17 protein-coding genes are annotated in these 23,640 nt (G+C 59.1%); 8 read left to right on the plus strand and 9 right to left on the minus strand.

Annotation, left to right across the window (positions count from 1 at the left end):
* Positions 1 to 235 precede the first annotated feature (235 nt).
* The 4 genes from H7995_RS02350 to H7995_RS02365 all read left to right on the plus strand — a co-directional run bounded on the left by H7995_RS02350 (position 236) and on the right by H7995_RS02365 (position 6,238).
* Entirely contained in the window at positions 236 to 1,420 is a 1,185-nt protein-coding gene (locus tag H7995_RS02350) for a porin (RefSeq protein WP_182340477.1), read from the plus strand.
* 154 nt (positions 1,421 to 1,574) lie between these two features.
* A complete protein-coding gene (gene nosP, locus H7995_RS02355) occupies positions 1,575 to 2,738 on the plus strand; it encodes a nitric oxide-sensing protein NosP (protein WP_166591695.1) in 1,164 nt (387 codons plus the stop codon).
* Complete coding sequence (nahK, locus tag H7995_RS02360) at positions 2,668 to 5,301, plus strand: hybrid sensor histidine kinase/response regulator NahK/ErcS' (RefSeq protein WP_166591694.1); 2,634 nt, start codon at positions 2,668 to 2,670, stop codon at positions 5,299 to 5,301. The genes nosP and nahK overlap by 71 nt, the downstream gene beginning before the upstream one ends.
* A gap of 190 nt (positions 5,302 to 5,491) precedes the next feature.
* Positions 5,492 to 6,238: an SDR family oxidoreductase gene (locus tag H7995_RS02365; protein WP_185817917.1), complete on the plus strand. Its 747-nt coding sequence runs from the start codon at positions 5,492 to 5,494 to the stop codon at positions 6,236 to 6,238.
* Here the strand turns inward: H7995_RS02365 and mapR are convergent.
* From mapR to H7995_RS02380, 3 genes are all read right to left on the minus strand, one after another.
* The gene (gene mapR, locus H7995_RS02370) at positions 6,235 to 7,644 is read right to left on the minus strand and encodes a GntR family transcriptional regulator MpaR (RefSeq protein ID WP_095168749.1); all 1,410 of its coding nucleotides are present in this window, start codon (positions 7,642 to 7,644) and stop codon (positions 6,235 to 6,237) included. The two genes, H7995_RS02365 and mapR, sit on opposite strands and share 4 nt — an antisense overlap.
* Before the next feature lie 129 nt (positions 7,645 to 7,773).
* Positions 7,774 to 9,186 (minus strand): cytochrome c oxidase accessory protein CcoG, encoded by a 1,413-nt coding sequence (gene ccoG, locus H7995_RS02375; RefSeq protein WP_166591692.1) that lies wholly within the window; start codon positions 9,184 to 9,186, stop codon positions 7,774 to 7,776.
* Between the two features lie 195 nt (positions 9,187 to 9,381).
* Positions 9,382 to 9,615: a DUF3203 family protein gene (locus H7995_RS02380; RefSeq protein WP_185817918.1), complete on the minus strand. Its 234-nt coding sequence runs from the start codon at positions 9,613 to 9,615 to the stop codon at positions 9,382 to 9,384.
* A gap of 121 nt (positions 9,616 to 9,736) precedes the next feature.
* Between H7995_RS02380 and H7995_RS02385 the strand changes: the two genes are divergently transcribed.
* Positions 9,737 to 10,237 (plus strand): MgtC/SapB family protein, encoded by a 501-nt coding sequence (locus H7995_RS02385; protein WP_166591690.1) that lies wholly within the window; start codon positions 9,737 to 9,739, stop codon positions 10,235 to 10,237.
* 10 nt (positions 10,238 to 10,247) lie between these two features.
* On the opposite strand, the gene H7995_RS02390 is transcribed toward H7995_RS02385, so the two are convergent.
* The 6 genes from H7995_RS02390 to H7995_RS02415 all read right to left on the minus strand — a co-directional run bounded on the left by H7995_RS02390 (position 10,248) and on the right by H7995_RS02415 (position 14,815).
* Positions 10,248 to 10,415: a hypothetical protein gene (locus H7995_RS02390; RefSeq protein WP_185817919.1), complete on the minus strand. Its 168-nt coding sequence runs from the start codon at positions 10,413 to 10,415 to the stop codon at positions 10,248 to 10,250.
* A gap of 92 nt (positions 10,416 to 10,507) precedes the next feature.
* Entirely contained in the window at positions 10,508 to 11,221 is a 714-nt protein-coding gene (locus H7995_RS02395; RefSeq protein ID WP_166591688.1) for an AAA family ATPase, read from the minus strand.
* Positions 11,221 to 11,964, minus strand: a complete 744-nt coding sequence (locus H7995_RS02400; RefSeq protein WP_166591687.1) for an ABC transporter permease — start codon at positions 11,962 to 11,964, stop codon at positions 11,221 to 11,223. Before H7995_RS02400 ends, H7995_RS02395 begins: the two co-directional genes overlap by 1 nt.
* A gap of 11 nt (positions 11,965 to 11,975) precedes the next feature.
* Positions 11,976 to 13,175: a YcaO-like family protein gene (locus H7995_RS02405; RefSeq protein WP_244647571.1), complete on the minus strand. Its 1,200-nt coding sequence runs from the start codon at positions 13,173 to 13,175 to the stop codon at positions 11,976 to 11,978.
* The gene (locus tag H7995_RS02410; protein ID WP_166591686.1) at positions 13,176 to 13,961 is read right to left on the minus strand and encodes a SagB/ThcOx family dehydrogenase; all 786 of its coding nucleotides are present in this window, start codon (positions 13,959 to 13,961) and stop codon (positions 13,176 to 13,178) included.
* The gene (locus H7995_RS02415; protein ID WP_185817920.1) at positions 13,958 to 14,815 is read right to left on the minus strand and encodes an McbB family protein; all 858 of its coding nucleotides are present in this window, start codon (positions 14,813 to 14,815) and stop codon (positions 13,958 to 13,960) included. Before H7995_RS02415 ends, H7995_RS02410 begins: the two co-directional genes overlap by 4 nt.
* 1,020 nt (positions 14,816 to 15,835) lie before the next feature.
* Between H7995_RS02415 and H7995_RS02420 the strand changes: the two genes are divergently transcribed.
* Genes H7995_RS02420 through glgB form a run of 3 tightly spaced genes read left to right on the plus strand, consistent with a single transcriptional unit; the run spans position 15,836 to position 23,460 of the window.
* Positions 15,836 to 17,830, plus strand: coding sequence for an alpha-1,4-glucan--maltose-1-phosphate maltosyltransferase (locus tag H7995_RS02420; protein ID WP_185817921.1), 1,995 nt, complete (start codon positions 15,836 to 15,838; stop codon positions 17,828 to 17,830).
* A gap of 60 nt (positions 17,831 to 17,890) precedes the next feature.
* The gene (gene treS / locus H7995_RS02425; protein WP_185817922.1) at positions 17,891 to 21,244 is read left to right on the plus strand and encodes a maltose alpha-D-glucosyltransferase; all 3,354 of its coding nucleotides are present in this window, start codon (positions 17,891 to 17,893) and stop codon (positions 21,242 to 21,244) included.
* Positions 21,244 to 23,460 (plus strand): 1,4-alpha-glucan branching protein GlgB, encoded by a 2,217-nt coding sequence (glgB, locus tag H7995_RS02430; RefSeq protein ID WP_185817923.1) that lies wholly within the window; start codon positions 21,244 to 21,246, stop codon positions 23,458 to 23,460. The genes treS and glgB overlap by 1 nt, the downstream gene beginning before the upstream one ends.
* Positions 23,461 to 23,640 lie beyond the last annotated feature (180 nt).

Raw genomic sequence — 23,640 nt, forward strand, 5'->3', positions numbered from 1 at the left:
TTTCCACATCGACGACGCCTGAGACACCGCCATCGCGAGCAAGCTGTGCTCCTACGGTAAAAGAGACGTACGCCCAAAGTGGTGGGCCTTGGCCGGGGCCGGTCTTACGCCGTATTTGCTGAGCATCACCCGCCAACCCAAAGCACCTGGCAACCGCCTCCAAGGCAGCGTATGACGCCGCCGGGCGGCTTTCGATAATCGCCTCCGACATCAAGTCCCCGTTGCGGAGCGCGCCATGCACAACAATAAGAACTTCCAGCACCGTTTCTTGCCAGCCTTCATCGCCAGTCTGTCCACCCTGGGCCTCAGTTCGTTCGCCGAGGCCGAGATCATGCTCTACGACAAGGACCAGACCACGTTCTCCACCGACGGCTACGTCAACGCCTTCTACGTCAACAGTGACGTCGACCGCGCGGGCGATCAGTACGACCGCCGCCAGTCGCGGGTGAAGATGGGGTTTTTGCCCAACTACCTGGGCTTCAACATGGGCAAGCAGGTCGATGACCTGAAGCTCGGCGCCCGGGCCTCGTTCTGGGTGACCATCAACGACAGCGAAACCAACGGCACCGACACCGCCATCGACGTGCGCCAGTTCTACGGCACGGTGGCCAACCCGGAGTGGGGCGAGGTGCTGATCGGCAAGGACTTCGGCCTGTTTGCCCGCTCCAACATCCTGCTCGATGAATTGCTCGCCGGTTATGGCCAGGTCAGCGACACCCTGGGCCTGGTGGACGGCGGCGGTGTGTCGTTCGGCAACATCGGCACTGGCTACCCGTACCCGTTCCCGACTTCGCAAATCACCTACCGCACGCCAGTGATGGACGGGTTGCGGGTGGCAGTGGGGATCATGGACCCGGTCGACACCAACGACAGCAGCCCGACCGGCAAGGCCTACCAGGAAAATCCGCGGACCGAGAGCGAGATCACCTACCAGTTCGACCTCGCCGGGGCGAAGATCTACAGCTGGGTCAACGGTAGCTACCAGACCTCCGACAATACCGACTCGAGCGTCGATTCCATCACCTCCAAAGGCGTCGGTTACGGCGTGCAGGCCAAGATGGGCGGGTTGTCGCTGACCGGTTCCGGGTTCCAGGCCAAGGGCATCAACCCGTTCTATACCAACAACGCTGGCGAACCCACGCTGCGCAACGTCGACAGCGACGGCTACCTGCTGCAGGGCTCCTACAAGCTGGGCAAGAACCGCCTGGCCCTGTCCTACGGCAAGACCAACGACGATGGCAACGGTGTGGTCGGCAGTGGCGCGGACTACGAGACGCGCGGCGTCGCGCTGTTCCACGACGTCAACGACAACCTCAAGCTGGTGGCCGAGTACAACCAGTTCGAACTCAACGGCCACGACAGCAGTGAGCAGAACGAAGACACCGACACCTTTGCCGTAGGTGCGGTCCTGACCTGGTAACCTCCCCGGTGTGACGCTGGCTGTGCGCATCACGGCCGGCGTCGCACCCCTCTCATCCCATCGAAGCGCCAGACCGCTACCCAAGTAGCATAGGTCGCGGTGCGTCGCCTTCGTACACTCAAGCCTCAACCATGCGCACCTGCCGGAGGCGACGATGCAGCAGGTCCAGAGTGAAGGGGTCGTCAGTGCCATGTCCCAGGCCAGTGACGCGCAACAGGTGGCTCAGGAGTTGGCGCGGCAGTTGCTGCATCCGCACCTGGGGTTCGTGCTGTTTTTCTGTTCCGCCGAGTACGACCTGCAGGCGCTGGGCCAGGCCTTGCAGCAGGGCTTCGGCGGCATCCGCCTGGTGGGTTGCACCAGTGCCGGGGAAATCACTCCCCAGGGCTACGGCCGAAACTGCGTGACAGCGGTAGGCTTCGACCACCGGCACTTCTCCATTTCCACCGAACTGATCGACGAGATGGAGCACTTCAGCCTGATCGACGCCCAGCAGATGGTCGAGCGCCTGGTCAGCGGCTGTCGCAGCAACACCCTGGCGCCGATCAAGGGCAACAGTTTTGCCCTGACCCTGCTCGACGGGCTGTCCAGCCGCGAGGAGATGGTCCTTGCCGCCCTCAGTGCAGCCTTGGGCGACATCCCCCATTTCGGTGGCTCGGCCGGCGACGACAATTACCTGACCCACACCCATGTGTACTTCGGCGGCGCGTTTCACAGCGGCGCGGCGGTGGTGGTGCTGGTCAACACCTGGCTCGACTTTGAAGTGTTCACCACCCACCACATCCTGCCGCGCGCGGAAAAGCTGGTGGTGACCGGTGCTGACAGCCCGTCCCGGCGGGTATTCGAACTCAACGCCGAGCCGGCCGCCGAGGAGTACGCCCGGCATATCGGCGTGCCGGTGGCCGAGCTCGATCACCGGATTTTTGCCGCCCACCCCTTGGCGGTGCGGATCAACGAGCAGTACTACGTGCGGGCGATCCAGCAGGTACACCCGGACCTGAGCCTGAGTTTCTACTGCGCCGTGGAAAACGGCATCGTCCTCACCGCGATGACGCCGGGGCCGATGCTGCCGAACCTGGAGCGCCTGTTCGACGGCCTGCAGGAGCGCCTCGGCGAGCTGCTGTTGACCATCGGCTGTGACTGTTTCCTGCGGCGCCTGGAGCTGGAAGACAGCGGCAAGCTGGAGCAGATCGGCGGGTTTTTGCGGGACCAGCGGGTGATGGGTTTCAACACCTACGGAGAACAGTTCAATGGCATGCACATCAACCAGACCTTTACCGGGGTTGCCATTGCCCGTGGCCGATCCCCAGCAAAACGTTGAGCTGCTGGCGCAGATCGCCAGCTTGCAGCGCGACAACCAGAAGCTGGCGCGCATCAACAGTGCCTTGATCGAGCGCATCGAGTCCGGCGTCACCCGCGGCAACGACCCCTATGCGGCGTTCCAGCATTCGGTGGTGCTGGCCGAGCAGGTGCGTGAGCGGACCGATGCGCTGAACCAGGCGATGGCCGAGCTCAAGGCCGGCAATCACCTGCTCAGTGACGCGCGGCTGCGGGCCGAGACGGCGCACCAGCACCTGATCGATGCCATCGAGAGCATTTCCGACGCCTTCGTGCTGTTCGACGCCGACCAGCGCATCGTCCTGTTCAACAGCCGCTTCAAGGCGTTCTGGAGCAACAGCCGGGTGCGGATCATCGCCGGCATGCGCCTTGGCGAGGTCAAGCGCCTGATGACCGGGACCGGGCTGTTTACCGAAGAGCCCCGGGGCAGCGCCGACGAAAGCCTGCTGTACCGCCTGCAAAACGGGCGCTGGCTGCAGGTCAGCGAGCGGCCGACCCAGGAGGGCGGGCGGGTGATCCTGTTCACCGACATCACCGAGGTCAAGCAAAGCGAGACCGTGCGCCGTGAGCAAGCGGTGGCGCAGAAATCCCATTTGCTGCAACGGGCGGTGGACAACCTGTCCCAAGGGGTGGCGATGGTCAACGCCGAGGGTGTGCTGGAGCTGTGGAACCGGCGCTTTCTGGAACTCAGCGGGCTGGCCCCGGTGGCCGCCCATCGACCGTTCAGCGAGGTCATCGGCGACAGCGAGTTGCAGCTGCTGACCCCCGCCAGTCGCGACGCCAACGGCCGCCCCGTGCAGGAGTGCGAACAGCGCCTGTACGATGGCCGGGTCCTGGAGATCCGCACCCATCCGTTGCCCACCGGCGGTTTCGTCAACACCTTCACCGACATCACCGAGCGCTACCAGCACGCCGAAGCGCTGAGTGAAAGCGAGCGCTGGATCCGCCTGATCACCGACCACGTGCCGGCCTTGATCGCCTACCTCAATGCCGACCTGGTCTACGAATTCACCAACAAGGTCTACGAAGAGTGGTACTGCTGGCCGCGCGGGGTGATGCTCGGCCAGAGCCTGCGCGAGGTCCACAGCGAGCAGCACTATCAACGCCTGGAAGCCTATGTGGCGCGGGCGCTGGCGGGTGAGAGCGTGACGTTCGAGTTTGCCGAGACCAACATCAACAATCAGGAGCGCTACATGCTGCGCTCCTACGTACCCAACCGCCTGGCCAGCGGCGAGGTGGTGGGGATCTTTGTGCTGATCCGCGACATCACCGAGCGCCGGCGCACCGCCGAGGCCCTGCACCAGGCCTATCAGAACCTTGAGTTGCGGGTGCGCGAGCGCACCACGGAGCTGACCACCCTCAACAATCAACTGCGCAGCGAGATCGACGAGCGCCGGCGCGTCGAATCGCGGCTGCGCGAGGCCAAGCTGGAAGCCGAGCGGGCCAACCTGTCGAAAACCAAGTTTCTCGCCGCCGTCAGCCATGACCTGCTGCAACCGCTGAACGCTGCCCGCCTGTTTACCGGGGCCTTGCTTGAGCGTCGCGAGCCCCAGGCCAACGAAGTGCTGGTGCGTAATGTCAGCAACTCCCTGGAGGACGTGGAAAACCTGCTGGGCACCCTGGTCGATATTTCCAAGCTGGATGCCGGGGTGATCACCGCCGATATCGCCCCGTTCGCCTTGAGCGAGCTGCTCGAGAACCTCGCCGCGGAGTACACCCAGGTGGCCCGCAGCGAGGGCCTGGAACTGCACTTCGTGGCCTGTTCGGCCTTGGTGCGCAGCGATATCCAGTTGCTGGCGCGGATCCTGCGCAATCTGCTGAGCAATGCCATTCGCTACACCTACAGCGGCCGCGTGGTGCTGGGGTGCCGGCGTCAGCACCAGCGGTTGTCGATCGAAGTCTGGGACAGCGGCATGGGCATCGCCGAAGACCGCCTGGAAGAAATTTTCCAGGAGTTCAAGCGCGGAGACGTGCAGCGCCCCGATCAGGACCGAGGCCTGGGCCTGGGCTTGGCAATCGTGGAGAAAATCGCCGGGATCCTCGGGCACCGGATCCATGTGCGTTCCTGGCCGGGTCGCGGTTCGGTGTTTTCCGTGGAAGTGCCCCTCAGCGCCACCGCGCCCAAGGCCCTGCCAAGCCTGGTCATCAGTGAGCCGATGCTTGAGCGCCTGCGTGGCGCGCGGGTATGGGTGCTGGATAACGACGCGGCGATCTGCGCCGGCATGCGCACCCTGCTCGAAGGCTGGGGCTGCCGGGTGGTGACCGCGTTGTCCGAGCAGGACCTGGCACGCCAGGTGGACAACTACCACGCCGAGGCCGACCTGCTGATCGCCGACTATCATCTGGACGACGAGCAGAATGGTGTGGACGCCGTGGCCCGGATCAACGCCCGGCGCGCCTGTGCGATTCCCGCGATGATGATCACCGCCAACTACAGCAATGAACTCAAGCAGCAGATCCGCGAGCTGGGCCATACCCTGATGCACAAGCCGGTGCGGCCGATGAAGCTGAAGACCGCGATGAGTCATTTGCTCGGCCGGCTGTAGGCCGTGGCTCCGGCGTCTTGGGGTAAGCGACGCCTACCATTGTAGGAGCGGGCGCTCGCTCCTACGCGCTTAACCGATCTGCAGAAAAGCCTGCGGCTAACCCCCGGCTGTTCGTGCCCATGCAAAACCCGGCTGTGGCGGGTATCCTTGCCACGCGAGGTTACACGTCTGAATTGGGGAGCACGCAAACATGGATAAAGTCATCGTCATCACCGGTGGCGGTCGCGGTATTGGCGCGGCCACGGCGTTACTGGCCGCAGCGCAGGGGTATCGCATCTGCATCAACTACCAGGCGGACGAAGAGGCGGCCCATCAGGTCCTGGCCCAGGTCCGTGCCCTGGGGGCCCAGGCGATCGCGGTGCGTGCCGATGTCAGCATAGAAGACGAAGTGATCAGCCTGTTCCAGCGCGTGGACAATGAACTGGGGCGGGTCACCGCGCTGGTCAACAACGCCGGCACGGTCGGGCACAAGTCCCGCGTCGAGGACATGTCCGAGTTTCGCATCCTGAAAATCCTGAAGACCAACGTCCTGGCGCCGATGCTCTGCGCCAAGCACGCGCTGCTGCGCATGTCGCCCAAACATGGCGGGCAGGGCGGCAGCATCGTCAACGTCTCGTCGGTCGCCTCGCGCCTCGGCTCTCCGGGGGAATACGTCGACTACGCCGCCTCCAAAGGGGCGCTGGATTCCTTCACCATCGGCCTGTCCAAGGAAGTTGCCGGCGAAGGCATCCGGGTCAACGTGGTGCGTCCCGGCTACATCTACACCGACTTCCATGCCCTGAGCGGCGACCCGGACCGGGTCAGCAAGCTCGAATCAGGCATTCCCATGGCCCGTGGCGGGCGTCCCGACGAAGTGGCCGAGGCCATTATCTGGCTGCTTTCGGACAAGGCATCCTATGCCGTCGGGACCTTCATCGACGTGGCGGGTGGGCGCTAGAACGAGCGCACGATGCGGCCCAGGGTCTCCATGGCCTTTTCCGTGTCCTCGGTCCAGGGGCTGCCGTAGTTGAGGCGGATGCAGTTGCGAAAGCGCCGGGTCGGGGAAAAGATCGGCCCCGGCGCGATGCTGATGCCCTGGGCCAGGGCCATCTGGAACAACTTCAACGAGTCCATCTGCTCCGGCAACTCCAGCCACAGGAAGTAACCGCCGGCCGGTTGGCTGACGCGGGTCTGCGCCGGAAAGTAGCGGGCGATCGCCGCCAGCATGGCGCTTTGCTGTTCTTCCAGGGCATACCGCAACTTGCGCAGGTGGCGGTCGTAGCCGCCGTGCTGCAGGTAATCGGCGATCGCTGCCTGGGCCGGCATCGAGGCGCACAGCGAGGTCATCAGCTTCAGCCGCTCGATCTTCTGCGCGTAGCGTCCGGCGGCCACCCAGCCAATGCGGTAGCCGGGGGCCAGGCTCTTGGCGAACGAACCGCAGTGCATCACCAGGCCTTCGGTGTCGAAGGCCTTGGCCGGTTTCGGCGCTTGCTGGCCGTAGTACAGCTCGGCGTAGACGTCGTCTTCGATCAAGGGCACCTGATGACGGCGCAGCAACTCCACCAGTTCCTGTTTCTTGGCCTCGGGCATGGTGGCGCCCATGGGGTTCTGGAAGCTGGTCATGCACCAGCAGGCCTTGATCGGGTGGCGTTCGAGGGTTTGCGCCAGTACCCCAAGGTCGATGCCATCACGCGGGTGCACCGGGATTTCCACAGCCTTGAGCTTGAGTCGTTCGAGCACTTGCAGGCTGGCATAGAAAGCCGGGGCCTCGATGGCCACCAGGTCGCCGGGTTCGGTGACGGCTTGTAGGCAGAGGTTGAGGGCTTCCAGCGCGCCGTTGGTGATCAGCAGTTCTTCCATGGGCAGCATCAGCCCGCCGACCATGTAACGCAGGGCGATCTGCCGGCGCAGTTGTGGGTTGCCCGGCGACATGTCGGTGACCACCATGCGCGGGTCCATCTCGCGGCTGGCACTGGCCAGCGAACGGGCCAGGCGTTGCAGCGGAAACAGGGTCGGGCTGGGGAACGCCGAGCCGAACGGCACGGTGTGCGGGTCCTTGATCGAGTCCAGTACCGAGAACACCAGTTCGCTGACGTCAACTTCGGTGGACTCGTTGACCTGGCTGCTGATCACCGGCTCGGAAAACGGGCTGGGGGCGTGGGTGTTGACGAAGTAGCCGGAGCGCGGCCTGGCGCGGATCAGGCCCCGGCGCTCCAGCAGGTAGTAGGCCTGGAACACCGTGGACGGGCTGACCCCGTACGTCTGGCTGGCATAACGCACCGAGGGCACCCGCTGGCCGGGGCCCAGGACGCCTGAGCGGATCAGCTCGGCAATGTCGTCAGCGAATTTTTCGTAGCGTTTCATCGAAAGCCCGATAGATGTCATTCAGAAAAATCGAGGTGAGTGTGTCGCGAGCGGGCTCGCTCCCACAGGTATTGCACTGTTCCTGTGGGAGAGGGGCTGCTCGCGATGACAGCACCGCAGTGTAAAGGCTCAGCGGTTCATCGGTGCAACAAAGCGGCTCTTCGCCACGCTGTAGACCTGTGGCTCGTCGCTGTCGCTGACCTTGAAGCTCAGGGTCTGCGAACTGCTGGCGGGCTTGTCGGTGGTCATGGCGACCGACACCGGCACATCGAGAATCTCCCCGGGCGCCAGGCTCAGCTCGGTCTTGCCCTGCAATTGGAAACCCTCGCCATCCACCAGTGACAGGCGATAGTCCTGGCGCTGCTGGGTCTTGTTGATGACCTTGAGGCTGTAGATGTTTTCGATCTGGCCCTGGCTGTTTTCGCGGAACAGGCCACGGTCCTTGCTCACGTCCAGGGACACCATCGGCCGTTCCATCAAGGCCAGCACCAGGGCGCCGATCATCACCAGCAGCACTGCGGTGTAGCCGATCAGGCGCGGACGCAGCAGGCGGGTCTTGCCACCTTGCAGTTGGTGCTCGGAGGTGTAGCTGATCAGGCCCCGGGCGTAGCCCATCTTGTCCATGATCGAGTCACAGGCGTCGATGCAGGCGGCGCAGCCGATGCACTCCATCTGCAAGCCGTCACGGATGTCGATCCCGGTGGGGCAGACCTGCACGCACAACTGGCAGTCGATGCAGTCGCCCAGGCCCACCTCGGCCGGCTTCACCTCACGCTTGCGCGGGCCACGGTGTTCGCCACGGGCCGTGTCGTAGGAGATGGTCAGGGTGTCCTTGTCGAACATCACACTCTGGAACCGTGCGTAGGGGCACATGTGCATGCACACCGCTTCGCGCAGCCAACCGGCGTTGATGTAAGTGGCGGCGGTGAAAAACAGCACCCAGAACAGGCTGACGCCGCCCATCTGCCAGGTCAGCAGCTCTTCGGCCAGTGGCCGGATTGGCGTGAAGTAACCGACAAAGGTCAGGCCGGTCAGCACGCTGATCGCCAGCCACAGGGTGTGCTTGGCCGAGCGACGCAGCAGTTTTTCCAGGGTCCAGGGCGCGGCTTGCAGCTTGATCCGCTGGTTGCGTTCGCCCTCGGTGACTTTTTCACACCACATGAACAGCCAGGTGAACGAGCTCTGCGGGCAGGTGTAGCCACACCAGACGCGCCCGGCAAACACGGTGATCGCGAACAGGCCGAAAGCGCAGATGATCAACAAGGCCGAGAGCAGGATGAAATCCTGGGGCCAGAAGGTCGCGCCGAAGATGTGGAATTTGCTTTGCGCCAGGTCCCAGAGCACGGCCTGGCGGCCACCCCAGTTCAGCCACACGGTGCCAAAAAACGCCAGAAACAGAAAACCCGCACCACTGACACGCAAGGTGCGGAACAAGCCGGTGAAGCTACGGGTGTGGATCTGGTTGTCGCTGGATTTGGCCTTCATCTTTGAACGCGAAGGCTCGAATGTTTCTACTAATCGGACGGGGATTTTTTCGCTCATGGTCTTTCGCTCATCAGCCTCCATCAGGCCAATGAACTATGCGCGGGCAACTGTTTGCATAACAGACTCAGGTATTGGATTAAAAAGCGGATCAGATGCGCCGCTGAGCCGCCCCTGCGACAACTTGATGCACCCCGCCGGGCGTGGCGCAGGTGCCTATCCCAGGCGCCTGGCGGGGGGCTTGATAGCGATCAGTCAAATCACCGAATCACTGTCGGTGACCTTCAAGTGCCGCCGCCCATCGACCGCACCTGCTACGGTCAATGCGTCGGCTTCTGCTTCGGTGATGTACACGCGCTGACCGTCCAGGTCCACGGCTGACATCGACTTTTCACTGTCGGTGAGGATGGTCACGTCGGCGGCCAGGCGGATCTCTTCGCCGCTTTCGGTGATGAAAAAGCAGGTCTGGTTTTCGATGCGCACGCTCATGGGGCTCTCCACTGTTTACGGGGCTTTCACGTTAGGGGCCTGGGGCCGCCCATCGTTCGCTGCAACCGATTAGCGGTCAGCGCGGTCCATGTCTTATCAACCTTCTTTTCAGGACTGCCTCATGGACGCTTGGTGGCATGAAGTCTGGATCACCCTGCAAGCGGAGTTCGCCGACATCGGCGACGCGTCGCAGTTGACGCGCATCACCGTGCGCTTGCTGATCGCCGCGTTGTTGGGGGCGATCCTGGGGTTTGAACGCGAGCAAAAGGGCAAGGCCGCCGGGGTGCGCACCCACATGCTGGTGGCCATGGGTGCGGCCCTGTTTGTGTTGGTGCCGCAGATGTCCGGGGCCCAGGCCGATGCCATGAGCCGAGTGGTGCAGGGGGTGATTGCCGGGATCGGTTTTCTCGGCGCCGGGACCATTCTCAAGGGCAAGGACGGCGACGACAGCCACGTCAAGGGCCTGACCACCGCCGCCGGCCTGTGGATGACCGCCGCCATCGGCGTCGCCGCCGGCATGGGCCGCGAGTCGACGGCGGTGCTCAGCACCTTGCTGGCCTTGGCGGTGTTCAGCGTGATGCCGTGGATCGTCAACCGGTTCGATAAGGACAAAGAACCGTAGGGACAGATTTTTATGCCGGGCCGACAATCACCGGCGGCATCGGCTTCGGTGGCTCTTCCCGCGGTGGCGGGTTGGTGCCAGGCGGGTCCTGCTCGGGAACGGGCTGCGGATCGGTCTCGGGGATCACCGGATGATCGATGTTCGGGTCCGGGGTTTCTCCTGGGAAGGGAGTGGTCATCGGTCTAACCTCCAGTGGCACGTGGCGTGGGTCCTGCTTATGTGGGTTGACCTCCCGCGTGTGGATTTGATTCCAGGCATCGAGCGCAACGGTTAGGGAGCAGAGGTCGTGGCTGCCCGGATAAATGCTTCGTCAAGGCTATCGGTCTCGTAGTGGCTAATAAATTCAGCGCCGGATTGAAAGGGTTTGAAAGTGCATTCACTAATCATATAAAAACGATCGCAGTGGGCAGACACTTCTTCAATGTTGTGTGACGAGACTAAAATGGCGACCCCCTCTCGAGCCGCACCCGTTAAACATTTCCAGATGTAGTGGCGGAACTCCGGGTCAACCCCGGCACTGGGTTCATCCAGGATAACCAGGTCGGCACTTAGTGCGAGTAAGGTTAATGTGAAGAACCAGCGCTTCTCACCGTAACTACAGAGAGTGGATTTTTTATTCCATAGCGCCTTGTATCTATCAATGATTTCGGGGCTCCATGCCCGGAGTTTATCAATTGCACACTGTTGGCTAATATTTTTTGATGAGCAGAGGGTCGTAATCAGCTTGAAGACATCAGACATGCGAAGTGTGTGTGGGGTTGTTAAAGATTGAGTGAGGTACAGTGGGTGTTTGAATGTGCTATTCACTCCAAGATTTCTGTCGTTCAATAATCCGCATATCATGTCGAAAAATGTGGTTTTCCCGCTGCCATTTGGGCCTAGTAAACCCACGATTGAACCGGCCTCTACAGATATTGAGGCGTTGACGAATATTGGCCTGTTTGGATAGCTGAAACAAATATTGTTGACTGATAGTGATTTCATTAGTATCTGCTCCATACCGGGTTGACTCTTAAGAAGCGCAGGGTAAGAAGAAAGGTGATGGGGAATAACGTTAATATGATTATTAAGTGTGGCAGGTTGCTCTGTGTACCGTTCAAGATTATGTTGTAAGCCATGGCTAGCGGGTTGATGTTGTATAGAGAATACGAGGTTGATGGCGTGATGTTTGCGCTGTAAATACCTAGTGTGAGCATTGAAAAAGAGATGATTGAGAAGGTGGTGTTGGCGTTTTGAAACGTAAGGGGAGGGAGTGTCAGTAAGAGACCGGGTATGCTGAAAAGGAGAAAGCAGAGGTAGAAGCGACCAACGATGAACGTCGCTTCACTTATGGAGTAGGCACTGAAAGCGGGGCGTGTAAGCAAGTAAAACGCCAGACAGTAAAATACCGATATTGATGAATAGGCCAGGAATTGACCCAGTAAGAAAATGGTTCTTGCTTCAAGTGTGTAGATAAAAGATCGTGTAAATCCGCTTTCTCGGCGTCCGATGATGTAAAAGGAGAAACCAAAAAAAGCGACGCTTGAAGATATGTAGGCATAGAACCAAGACGTCGCCTCCATATAATTCGCCTGGTAGGGGGGAGTAATGCCTTTGGAGTAGTTCAGTAAATAAAATAGCGCCGTTGGCGAGAGTATTGTCCAAAAAAAAGCGGTAGGTTCTTTAAGCTGTTCTTTTATGAAGACAGTACTGATTTTTATGGTGCGATAAGTTATTGTGCTAAGCATGGGTGTTCTCTTTATGGGAAAGGGACCATGAATTTTTTACGATCTTCGTAGATTTCGTTCAGAAACTTTTCCGAGTATTTGTTTCGGAGGTTTATGTTTGCTGAGTTGTTCATGTGTAAAAACAGATCTGGAGATATGTATTTGCTCGCGTAGCATGTGGAGTTATTGATGGTCATTGGCTTTAAGTAGATGAAGCCTTTGATGTGCTGATTGTCGAGTGCGGCAAGTAATCCTTGTTCGTTAAATTCGAATGACTTGCTGGGTTGCGGTGGTGGCTGAATGAGCGTGGTGGTAATTGTTCTGTAAGTTGTATAGTTGTTACAGTTCAGAAAGTACTTCAGGTAGGGGTCGTCAATGTCAGAGTGCGCGCTGTCGGTGGCAGTAAAAACATCTATGAAACGGTACGTCTGCCAAAGTTCGTTAATAGACTTTTCTATTGCTTCCTCCACGCTTGCCGCATAAGCCATGCCGGCACAGTAATTTACGTGCCTTCCTTTTTTGTGGTTTCCGTAAACTGTCAAGATGCAGGATCCTGGGAAGTTGGCGTCTGAGATGTCAATAATCGTGCTTTCTCCAGCTCGCAGTAGGTGCTTGTATAGTGCGCACGAATTGGATTTGCGTAACATATTAACAGTGTCGGTGGGTGAGATTATCTTGTTGCATCTTTTTGTAAGCCAGAATTTAGCTAAAAACTGTCTTTCAAGTTTTTCTTTTAGCGAGCCAAATATAGCAGTCGTGGGGTCCCAGTGAAAACTGCACCCGCATGTATCACGTTGCGGGTATAATAAATTGTCGCTCTCAATTTTGTGTGAGCTAAGTGATATGCACGCGGTTGGGATGTGGCAACTGGAAAAATCGTCGCTTCTGTAGACTTCAGATAGATTAAAAGTGTGCTCTTCAATCTTTTCTGGTTGATGTGCTTTTTCGGACGTTTGACTCAGCGCCACTGCGAAACTGATTTTTTCTTCTGGGGTTAATGAATACCCAAGAGGGCCTTGCTGGTCGGGCATGACCTCCATATAGAAGTGGCGTCGTTCAAAGTACTCGCCGAGCGCAGACTGTATGGCTTTTGACCCGGCGCCGATACCTGACCCACCATTGCCCCATCTATCATTAACTTCTGCTGATGTAGGTATGGATTTAATCCCGCAGGGCTGACAGGTCAACATTGTCGGTAATGAGGATATGTTGTTCTGGTTGTATGTATTCATTTATTCTCCTACAAACTGCACTGAGAGAGGTAGGAATAACGCCGGATTCAATCCGAGCGATTTACATAGCATTGAGTCTGTGTAAGCAGACCAAAGCCGGCTTTGAAGATTGAGATTTTTAGCTTGAAGGTCGATTAGCATATAGATAGAACCCGCCTCCATAAGTGCTAGGCGATATCCTCTGTATCTGTACTTGAACATCGTTTTTGGAAGGTATGCGATATATATTATGGCGAGGCTTGGTGTTCCAATAGTTCCTGAGGTAGACAAAATTGCAGAGCGTAATTCGTTTGTGCATTCAGAGTTCTGGACGATTTCGAATTTTGCAGATTGAGGGAGTAGGTGTAATATTTTTTCTGGGCACGGCCATGTTGGCTCGTCACTCATTAATGAGCAAATAAATACCTCGATTGGGTAAAGCGCACCACCGCTAGGGTAACCTCTTTTGTAATGGTCTGTATTTTTAGAGATCAAGGGGCTGACCAGATCTTCAATAAGATCGAACGTTATGTTGGCTTTGGTGAATTTTTCGCATGACTCATTTCGATTGAGAGGGCTGGATGTTTTATTAATTCTCGTCGGTAGGCAGATGTCCATGTCTGGATAAAGTCTAAGCTCATTGCCTGTTAATCTTTCTAGATGTTTTTCGTCAATAAAATGAAGGGCGGTTGATGGCTGGAATGCAGGGTGGAGGATGTAATTTCCTTTGCTGTGAAAGTCAAGGACGTCGTCATAAACTATTGGGTCGAGAAACCTAAGGTAATAGTCGTGAGGAACACTATTCATTTGATATTCCTCAGGCAGTCACACATGCACCAATGTGAAACTGAAGACTCTGAAACTTGCCCGTTGCTGAGGGAAATATTGGTTTCTTGAAGAATGTTTTCTTGATAGCGGCAAGCACCGTTTGTACCGGTCAAGAATTTTATCTTTTGGACCAATGCGCCAATAATTAAAGCCTTTTGATAAAGGGTTGGTAGTGCTGATGGGGTTGGGATATATCGGCTTTGACAAAAATTGAGCAAGTTTGACCATGTATTTTTGCTGGGTTTATAGGTTTCATGACTAATCACTCTATCTATAGAGCAGAAGTGACAGGCATTGCCTAGTGCTTGAACGTGGGGTTGCCCTATTACGTAGGATGCTCCTGCAGGGTAGCAAATTATAATTGCACTTTCAGGTAGGGTGGCCGCAAGTTGGAAGTAAATACTTTTTAACTCGTTATAGTCATAATTCTGATAGGTGATTGCTATGAGATATCGCGTTTCATTATTTACGGTTATGGTCAGTTCCGATATTGGGCAAGTGATTGTCGAGTCAGGTAGTTCGTCTGCTAGAAGTGATTCGAGGTACTCACGGTCCTCCCAGTCGTGGGCGACGATTATTTTTTCAAAAAATAGAGGTCTGTCAGATTTTAGACCTACTGATTTTTCAAGCGATCGGTAGGCGTCTTCGTAATCAAGGTGATGTTCGCTTAATAAGCTAGATAGATCAGCTTCTGAAATGCTTGTTCGATTTTGTAGTTTTTTTAATACGTCTAAAAGAGACGGAGATGTCACTCGGGATACACCTTTTGGTGAGATTATAATGCTGTCATTGTTGAAGTTAAGAAGGTTGTAGTTTTCGATGCTTAGTTTCATGGCTGTCCTTGTGTTGGCCTTTCAGAACGTATCGAAAAGGCCAACTCTCATTTTAGAGTTTAAGTAGGCTATTTAGATTGCTCATTGTCTGGATGGGTTGAGATCGCGTTACCACCGGATCCGCCGGAACCGCCACTTCCACCACTGCAACCGCCACCACCACCGCAACCACCACTTCCACCACAGCCACCGGCTCCGCCAGAACCTCCCGCGATTTGCGGTACTGAGGCTTCTCCAAACTCACTTTTGAAACTGAAGACTGTTTCGATCAAATTTCCTGGTTTCATTTTTGTACTCCTGATCGGTTGAGAACCACTTCCTATCAAGTGGCTCTCAACTTTTAGTCTGGCGGGGCGCGTGTTGCAAATTGATTGGGTTTGTAGCTGTAGGAGGTTTCTCTCGAATATTTGAACATTTTCTTGCGAGTTTAAGATTGATTTCTGATTGTTTTGTTTTTGATATAAACCAGGGCGAAAGAGTGACTTTTCTACGGTTTGTCCTGATTTTATGGGGGTGTTAATAGATGGCCTGTTGTAATCCGTTTTGTTGAGGCGCTGAAGCTTCTTAAGATGTTTGTAGTGCGTTTCTTAAGCTCACGTAGGTTGCGTATTTTTATTCGCACTAACCGGCCAAGAAAAACCGACGAGCGGTATGTGTTTCACAGGGTTGTCATGGTGACCATTCAATACTGAGGATTGCTGGAGGTTTATTAGCGAGTTTGCCTCTACTGCAGCACCGATCTCGATAGCGACGTGCTCGCCGGCAGAAGTGCTGGATTATCGATACCCACTGCTGCTGTCGGGAGTGGATGGGGGATTTTCCAACCCCCAGTGGCATCTGGCCTGAGTCGTGCTTAAGTAGGTTGACCACGGCGCCGAGGATTCGGATCCAGCCAATTCCCTATGAACTTTTGCCGGTGCCTGTCGCTCGGAACCTAAGTGAGCTCATTCGGTGCGGGACTACCTTGCCGACGACACCCAGACACATGAGCGTCCTTGGGGCGTAAAGGAGAGAGGCTCGATGACGGCTGCGAAACCTGATGAGTTGAGCTACAACCCCCACATTCCACTGTCCCAGGCGCTGCTGCTGCCGCGCATCGTGATTGAAGGCACCATGCCGATCCTCGAAGGCGGGCAGTTTGCCGTCAAGGCCGTGGTGGGGCAGGACGTAGAGGTGACCAGCAACGTGTTCGCCGACGGTCACGACAAGCTCGCGGTACGCCTGCGCTGGCGTGGCGAGGGTGATGCAGTGTGGCGCAGCGAGGTGATGGCCGACCTGGGCAACAATGCCTGGCAGGGGCGTTTTCGTGTGCCGGCCCAGGGTCGTCATGTGTTTTGCATCGAAGCCTGGATCGATCACTTCGCCAGTTATTGCTACGAACTGGACAAGAAGCACGTTGCCAATATCCCCGTCAGCCTGGAGCTGCAGGAAGGCCGGCTGCACGTCCAGCAGGCCGCCGAGCGCGCCGAAGGGCCACTCAAGGCGCAACTGACGGCGCTGCACCAGCAATTGTCCGGCCTGCTCGAAACCGAGCAGGTCGCTTTGTTCCTGCACCCCGATAGCGCCGAACTCATGGGCCAGGCCGATCACCGTGCCTACCTGAGCCTGAGCCCGGAGTACCCGGTGGACGTGGAGCGCGAGCTGGCTCAGTTCGCCAGTTGGTATGAGCTGTTTCCGCGTTCGATCACCGACGACCCCGCGCGCCATGGCACCTTCAATGACGTGCATGCGCGCCTGCCGATGATTCAGGACATGGGCTTCGACGTGCTGTACTTCCCGCCGATCCATCCGATCGGTCGCCGCTATCGCAAGGGGCCGAACAACGCCCTGACGGCCGGGCCGGACGATCCGGGCAGCCCCTATGCCATCGGTAGCGAGGAGGGCGGCCATGAGGCGATTCATTCGCAATTGGGCAGCCGCGAAGACTTCCGTCGGCTGGTGGCGGCTGCGGCCGACCACGGCCTGGAAATCGCCCTCGACTTCGCCATCCAGTGTTCCCAGGATCACCCATGGCTGCAGCAACATCCGGGCTGGTTCAACTGGCGTCCGGACGGCACGATCAAATACGCGGAAAACCCGCCGAAGAAGTACCAGGACATCGTCAACGTCGACTTCTATAGCAGTGAGGCCATTCCCAGCCTATGGCTGGAGCTGCGCGATATCGTGGTCGGCTGGGTCGAGGAGGGGGTGAAGATCTTTCGCGTCGACAACCCGCACACCAAGCCGCTGCCGTTCTGGCAATGGCTGATCGCTGATGTGCGGGCGTTGTACCCCGAGGTGATCTTCCTCGCCGAAGCCTTCACCACGCCGGCGATGATGGCGCGCTTGGGCAAGGTCGGTTACTCCCAGAGCTACACCTATTTCACCTGGCGCAATACCAAGCAGGAGCTGGCCAGCTACTTCAGCGAACTGAACCAGTCGCCCTGGCGCGAATGCTACCGGCCGAATTTTTTCGTCAACACCCCGGACATCAACCCAGGCTTCCTGCACGAATCAGGGCGTGCCGGGTTTCTCATCCGTGCGGCGCTGGCGACCATGGGCTCGGGATTGTGGGGCATGTACTCGGGGTTCGAGCTGTGTGAGTCGGCAGCGGTACCGGGCAAAGAGGAGTATCTGGATTCGGAGAAGTACCAGATCCGCGTCCGCGACTTCAATGCCCCCGGCAACATCATCGCCGAGATCGCCCAGCTCAACCGCATCCGCCGGCAGAATCCGGCCTTGCACAGCCATCTGGGCTTGCAGCTGTACAACGCCTGGAACGACAACATCCTGTACTTCGGCAAACGCAGCGCCGATGGCAGTAACTTCATTCTGGTGGCCGTCAGCCTGGATCCGTTCAACGCCCAGGAGGCGCATTTCGAACTGCCATTGTGGGAGCTGGGCCTGGCGGACGACGCAGTGACCCAGGGCGAAGACTTGATGAACGGCCATCGCTGGAGCTGGTACGGCAAGACCCAATGGATGCGCATCGAGCCCTGGCATCAACCGTTCGGCATCTGGCGGATATCGCTGTAGCGCGGGCTCACAAGGCCCGCACGACCGGTACTGCCACCCCCCATTGAACAGGAGATTGTAATGGCGAAGAAACCCAGGTCAGCCACCTTCAGCGATGACCCGCTCTGGTACAAGGATGCGGTGATTTACCAGGTTCACGTCAAATCCTACTTCGACTCCAACAACGACGGGATCGGCGATTTCCCCGGGCTGATCGCCAAGCTCGATTACATCGCCGACCTTGGCGTCAACACCATCTGGCTGTTGCCGTTCTACCCTTCGCCACGGCGTGACGATGGCTACGACATCGCCGAATACCGTGGCGTGCACAGCGACTACGGGACCATGGCCGACGCCAAGCGCTTCATTGCCGAGGCCCACAAGCGCGGGTTGCGGGTGATCACCGAGCTGGTGATCAACCACACCTCCGACCAGCACCCCTGGTTCCAGCGGGCACGCAAGGCCAAGCCCGGATCGGCGGCGCGGGACTTTTATGTGTGGTCCGACGACGACCAGAAATACGACGGCACCCGGATCATCTTCCTCGACACCGAGAAGTCCAACTGGACCTGGGACCCGGTGGCCGGCCAGTATTTCTGGCACCGGTTCTACTCCCACCAGCCGGACCTCAATTTCGACAACCCGCAGGTCTTGAAGGCGGTGCTGTCGGTGATGCGCTACTGGCTGGACATGGGCATCGATGGCCTGCGCCTGGACGCCATTCCGTACCTGATCGAGCGCGACGGCACCAACAACGAAAACCTGCCCGAGACCCATGACGTGCTCAAGCAGATCCGGGCCGAGATCGACGCCAATTACCCGGATCGCATGCTGCTGGCCGAAGCCAACCAGTGGCCGGAGGACACGCAGCTGTACTTTGGCAACAAGAAGAGCGGCGATCCCCACGGCGACAGCGGCGACGAGTGCCACATGGCGTTCCACTTTCCGCTGATGCCCCGCATGTACATGGCCCTGGCCCAGGAAGACCGCTTCCCGATCACCGATATCCTGCGCCAGACCCCGGAGATCCCGGCCAACTGCCAATGGGCGATTTTCCTGCGCAACCACGATGAGCTGACCCTGGAGATGGTCACCGACAAGGAGCGCGATTACCTGTGGAATTACTACGCCGCCGACCGTCGGGCACGGATCAACCTGGGTATCCGCCGGCGCCTGGCGCCCTTGATGGAGCGTGACCGACGCCGGATCGAGCTGCTCAACAGCCTGCTGCTGTCGATGCCTGGCACACCGACCCTGTACTACGGCGACGAAATCGGCATGGGCGACAACATCTACCTGGGCGACCGGGACGGTGTGCGCACGCCCATGCAGTGGTCGATCGATCGCAACGGCGGTTTCTCCCGCGCCGACCCGGCCAGCCTGGTGCTACCGCCGATCATGGACCCGCAGTACGGCTACCTGTCGGTCAACGTCGAAACCCAGGCGGGCGATCCCCACTCGTTGCTCAACTGGACCCGGCGCATGCTGGCGGTGCGCAAGCAATCCAAGGCGTTCGGCCGCGGCACGCTGAAAATGCTGTCGCCGAGCAATCGCCGGATCCTGGCCTATACCCGTGAATTCACCGGGGCCGATGGCCGCCACGAAACCATTTTGTGCGTGGCCAACGTGTCGCGCAGTGCGCAAGCGGCCGAGCTGGATCTGTCGGCCTACGTCGGCATGGTCCCGGTGGAGATGCTGGGGGGCAACGCCTTCCCGCCCATCGGCCAGCTGAGCTTTCTCCTGACCCTGGCGCCCTATGGGTTCTACTGGTTCGTGCTGGCGGCGGAAAACCAGATGCCGAGCTGGCACGTGGAGCCGGCGCAAAGCTTGCCTGACTTCACCACCCTGGTCCTGAAAAAGCGCATGGAAGAGTTGCTTGAAGCACCATCGCGCACCCTTTTGGAGCAAAACGTACTACCCAGCTGGCTGCTCAACCGCCGCTGGTTCGCCGGCAAGGATGCCAGCATCGAATCGGTGCACATTGCCTATGGGGTGCGTTTTGGCGATGCCCAGCATCCGGTGTTGCTGAGCGAAATCGAGGTCAGCAGCCAGGGCCAGACCAGCCGGTATCAATTGCCCTTCGGTTTTCTTGGCGAGGACCAGGTGGGGGCGGCGTTGCCCCAGCAACTGGCACTGTCGCGGGTCCGGCGTGGGCCGCAGGTCGGCCTGGTCACCGATGCGTTCAGTCTCGACAGCTTTGTGCGGGCGGTGTTGCAGGCGATCCAGGCACAGACGGTGCTGGCGTCCAGCGACGGCGAGATTCGTTTCGAACCCACTGGCCAACTGGCTCAGCTGGGGCTTGGGGCCGAGTCCGAAGTGCGTTACCTGTCCGCCGAGCAGTCCAACAGTTCAGTGGTGATCGGGGGCAGCCTGGTGCTCAAACTGATCCGCAAAGTGGCCGGTGGTGTGCACCCTGAGCTGGAGATGGGCGCGTACCTGACGGCGGCGGGCTTCGAACATATTTCGCCGCTGCTCGGCTCCGTGGTGCGGCGCGACGCCCAGGGCGTGGACCACCTGCTGATGATTGCCCAGGGGTACCTGAGCAACCAGGGCGATGCCTGGGAGTGGACCCAGAACAACCTTGAGCGGGCGATTCGTGACGAACTGGCCGATGCCATGTCCGAACAGGACCAGCACTACAACGCCCTCGGCGAACTGCAGGATTTCGCTGCCATGCTCGGCCAGCGCCTGGGTGAAATGCACCTGTTGCTGGCAGCTCCCGGCAAGGACCCGGCGTTCGGCAGCGAAGTGACCACCGCCAAGGATCAGCAGGTGTTGTATCAGTCGATCGCCGCGCAACTGGAACGCGCCTTGCTGTTGCTCAAGCAGCACCAGGCTCAACTGGGAGCTGGCGATCAGCAGCGGGTGGCCCGTTTGCTGGAACACCGCAAGGTCATTCTCAAGCACCTGCAAGGGTTGGCCGAACAGGCCACGGGCGGCCTGCGTATGCGAGTCCACGGCGACTTGCATCTGGGCCAGGTGCTGGTGATCAAGGGCGATGCCTACCTGATCGACTTCGAGGGCGAACCGGCGCGGGCATTGCATGAACGTCGGGGCAAGCACAGCCCGTACAAGGACGTCAGCGGGGTCCTGCGTTCGTTCGATTACGCCGCGGCCATGGCGCGCAACGGCCAGGGCGTCGACAGCACCGAGCAAGCGGATGTCGCACGCGCACGGGTCACTGAACGGTATTTACGTGAGGCACAGGCCGCTTTTGTCCAGGCATATCGGCTGGCGACAGCTAGTCTTGCTCATGCCTGGCAGATGCCTGGGGCGCAAGACGCCGCGCTGGCCTTGTTCAGTCTGGAGAAGGCTGCTTATGAAGTGCTGTATGAAGCCGAAAATCGTCCCGCCTGGCTACCCGTGCCGTTGCACGGGCTCTATGGGTTGTTAAGTGGACTTGAACCCTTTTCCGAGATAGGTGGAGAGCAGTGATGAAGGAACGGGGACTCAAAGAAGCGCTGCTGCCGGCAGCGCGCGACATCGAGGCGCTGGTGCGTGCCGAACATCCGGATCCGTTTGCGATTCTCGGGCCTCACGGGGATGACGCCGGCGGCCAGTTCATTCGGGCGTATCTGCCGGACGCCTTGAGCGTCCAGGTGCTGGCCCGTGACAGCAGTGCAGTGCTGGGCAGCCTGACGGCCAGCGAGGTGCCGGGGTTGTTCGTCGGTCATTTCCCCCAGGCCCAGGCGTACGTCCTGCGGACCCAGTGGGCCGGTGGCGAGCAGACGGCCGAGGATCCTTACAGCTTTGGCCAGTTGCTGGGCGAGATGGACCTGTATCTGTTCGCCGAAGGCAACCACCGTGACTTGAGCGCCTGCCTGGGCGCCCAGTTGCAGAACGTCGACGGAGTGGACGGGGTGCGCTTTGCCGTGTGGGCGCCGAATGCCCGCCGGGTCTCGGTGGTGGGGGACTTTAATATCTGGGACGGCCGCCGCCACCCGATGCGCCTGCGTCATCCCTCCGGGGTCTGGGAGTTGTTCATCCCGCGCCTGCAGGTGGGGGAAGCGTACAAGTACGAGATTCTTGGCGCCCAGGGGATCCTGCCGCTGAAGGCCGATCCCATGGCCCTGGCCACCCAGTTGCCGCCGGACACCGCGTCGAAAGTCGCCGGCCCCTTGACCATCGACTGGCAGGACCAGGCCTGGATGCAGACCCGCGGTGAGCGTCACCTGCCGAGCGCGCCGTTGTCGATCTATGAGCTGCATGCCGGTTCCTGGCAGTGCGAGGTCGACGATGTCGGGGAAGTGGCGCGCCAGTACCAGTGGGGCGAACTGGCCGAACGTCTGATTCCCTACGTGCAAAACCTGGGTTTCACCCACATCGAATTGATGCCGATCATGGAGCATCCCTTTGGCGGCTCCTGGGGTTACCAGCCGCTCTCGCAGTTCGCACCCAGTGCGCGCTACGGTTCACCCAGTGACTTCGCTGCCTTCGTCAATGCCTGTCACCTGGCCGGGATTGGGGTAATCCTCGATTGGGTGCCGGCACACTTTCCCACCGACACCCATGGCCTGGCGCAGTTCGATGGCACCGCGCTGTACGAATACGGTAACCCGCAGGAAGGCTTCCACCAGGACTGGGACACCCTGATCTACAACCTGGGGCGCACCGAAGTGCACGGTTTCATGCTGGCTTCGGCGTTGCACTGGCTCAAGCACTTCCATATCGACGGGCTGCGGGTCGATGCCGTGGCCTCGATGCTCTATCGCGACTACTCGCGCAAGGCCGGTGAATGGGTGCCCAACCGCCATGGCGGACGGGAGAATCTGGAAGCCATCGATTTTGTCCGCCACCTCAATGACGTGGTCGACCTCGAGGCGCCGGGCGCCCTGATCATCGCCGAGGAGTCCACCGCCTGGCCGGGCGTCAGCCAGAGCACCCAGCAAGGCGGGCTGGGCTTTGACTACAAGTGGAACATGGGTTGGATGCACGACTCCCTGCACTACATCCAGCAGGACCCGGTGTACCGCGCGCACCATCACAAGGAGCTGAGTTTTGGTCTGGTGTACGCCTGGTCCGAGCGTTTCATCCTGCCGATCTCCCACGACGAAGTAGTACACGGCAAGCATTCGCTGATCGACAAGATGCCCGGCGATCGCTGGCAGAAGTTCGCCAACCTGCGGGCCTACCTGAGTTTCATGTGGGCGCATCCGGGCAAGAAGCTGTTGTTCATGGGCTGTGAGTTCGGCCAGTGGCGCGAGTGGAACCATGACCAGCAGCTCGATTGGTACTTGCTGCAGTACCCGGAACACCGGGGCGTGCAGAAGCTGGTCAGCGACCTCAACCAGCTGTACCGCGAAGAGCCGGCGCTGCACGACCAGGACGATGTGCCGCAAGGGTTCCAGTGGTTGATTGGCGATGATGCGATCAACAGCGTCTATGCCTGGCTGCGCTGGAGCAAGGATGGCCGACCGGTGCTGGTGGTGGCCAACTTCACCCCGGTGCCGCGTCCTGCCTATCGGGTGGGCGTACCGTTTGCCGGGCGTTGGAGTGAGTTGATCAACAGCGACGCGGGCATTTATGCCGGGTCCAATTATGGTAACGACGGTGGCGCAGAGACCGAAGACGAAGGTAGTCACGGGCAGCCGCAGTCACTGGTGCTGAATTTACCGCCGTTGGCGGTGTTGATGTTGCGTCCGTTTGGGTAGAGGCCGGCCTGATGTATCGATGGCGGCTGACATACCGCCATCGCGGACAGGCTCGCTCCCACACATGTGCTGGGTGTATGCGAGATCTACGGGCAGGCTAAAGCACTGTGGGAGCGAGCTTGCTCGCGATGAGGCCAGTCCATTCAACATCAATGGTGCCTGACGCACCGCTATCGCGGG

Origin of the sequence: Pseudomonas kielensis (genome assembly GCF_014236655.1) — a bacterium.
Taxonomy (GTDB): Bacteria; Pseudomonadota; Gammaproteobacteria; order Pseudomonadales; family Pseudomonadaceae; genus Aquipseudomonas; species Aquipseudomonas kielensis.

What these genes read in the sequence shown, in the direction of transcription:
- H7995_RS02420 (WP_185817921.1), top strand. Translation starts at nt 15,836, where the DNA reads ATGACGGCTGCGAAACCTGATGAGTTGAGCTACAACCCCCACATTCCA.
- glgB (WP_185817923.1), top strand. Translation starts at nt 21,244, where the DNA reads ATGAAGGAACGGGGACTCAAAGAAGCGCTGCTGCCGGCAGCGCGCGAC.
- H7995_RS02365 (WP_185817917.1), top strand. Translation starts at nt 5,492, where the DNA reads ATGGATAAAGTCATCGTCATCACCGGTGGCGGTCGCGGTATTGGCGCG.
- H7995_RS02410 (WP_166591686.1), bottom strand. Translation starts at nt 13,961, where the DNA reads ATGAATAGTGTTCCTCACGACTATTACCTTAGGTTTCTCGACCCAATA.
- ccoG (WP_166591692.1), bottom strand. Translation starts at nt 9,186, where the DNA reads ATGAGCGAAAAAATCCCCGTCCGATTAGTAGAAACATTCGAGCCTTCG.
- nosP (WP_166591695.1), top strand. Translation starts at nt 1,575, where the DNA reads ATGCAGCAGGTCCAGAGTGAAGGGGTCGTCAGTGCCATGTCCCAGGCC.
- H7995_RS02395 (WP_166591688.1), bottom strand. Translation starts at nt 11,221, where the DNA reads ATGAAATCACTATCAGTCAACAATATTTGTTTCAGCTATCCAAACAGG.
- mapR (WP_095168749.1), bottom strand. Translation starts at nt 7,644, where the DNA reads ATGAAACGCTACGAAAAATTCGCTGACGACATTGCCGAGCTGATCCGC.
- H7995_RS02405 (WP_244647571.1), bottom strand. Translation starts at nt 13,175, where the DNA reads ATGAATACATACAACCAGAACAACATATCCTCATTACCGACAATGTTG.
- H7995_RS02350 (WP_182340477.1), top strand. Translation starts at nt 236, where the DNA reads ATGCACAACAATAAGAACTTCCAGCACCGTTTCTTGCCAGCCTTCATC.
- H7995_RS02400 (WP_166591687.1), bottom strand. Translation starts at nt 11,964, where the DNA reads ATGCTTAGCACAATAACTTATCGCACCATAAAAATCAGTACTGTCTTC.
- nahK (WP_166591694.1), top strand. Translation starts at nt 2,668, where the DNA reads ATGGCATGCACATCAACCAGACCTTTACCGGGGTTGCCATTGCCCGTG.
- H7995_RS02415 (WP_185817920.1), bottom strand. Translation starts at nt 14,815, where the DNA reads ATGAAACTAAGCATCGAAAACTACAACCTTCTTAACTTCAACAATGAC.
- treS (WP_185817922.1), top strand. Translation starts at nt 17,891, where the DNA reads ATGGCGAAGAAACCCAGGTCAGCCACCTTCAGCGATGACCCGCTCTGG.
- H7995_RS02390 (WP_185817919.1), bottom strand. Translation starts at nt 10,415, where the DNA reads ATGACCACTCCCTTCCCAGGAGAAACCCCGGACCCGAACATCGATCAT.
- H7995_RS02385 (WP_166591690.1), top strand. Translation starts at nt 9,737, where the DNA reads ATGGACGCTTGGTGGCATGAAGTCTGGATCACCCTGCAAGCGGAGTTC.
- H7995_RS02380 (WP_185817918.1), bottom strand. Translation starts at nt 9,615, where the DNA reads ATGAGCGTGCGCATCGAAAACCAGACCTGCTTTTTCATCACCGAAAGC.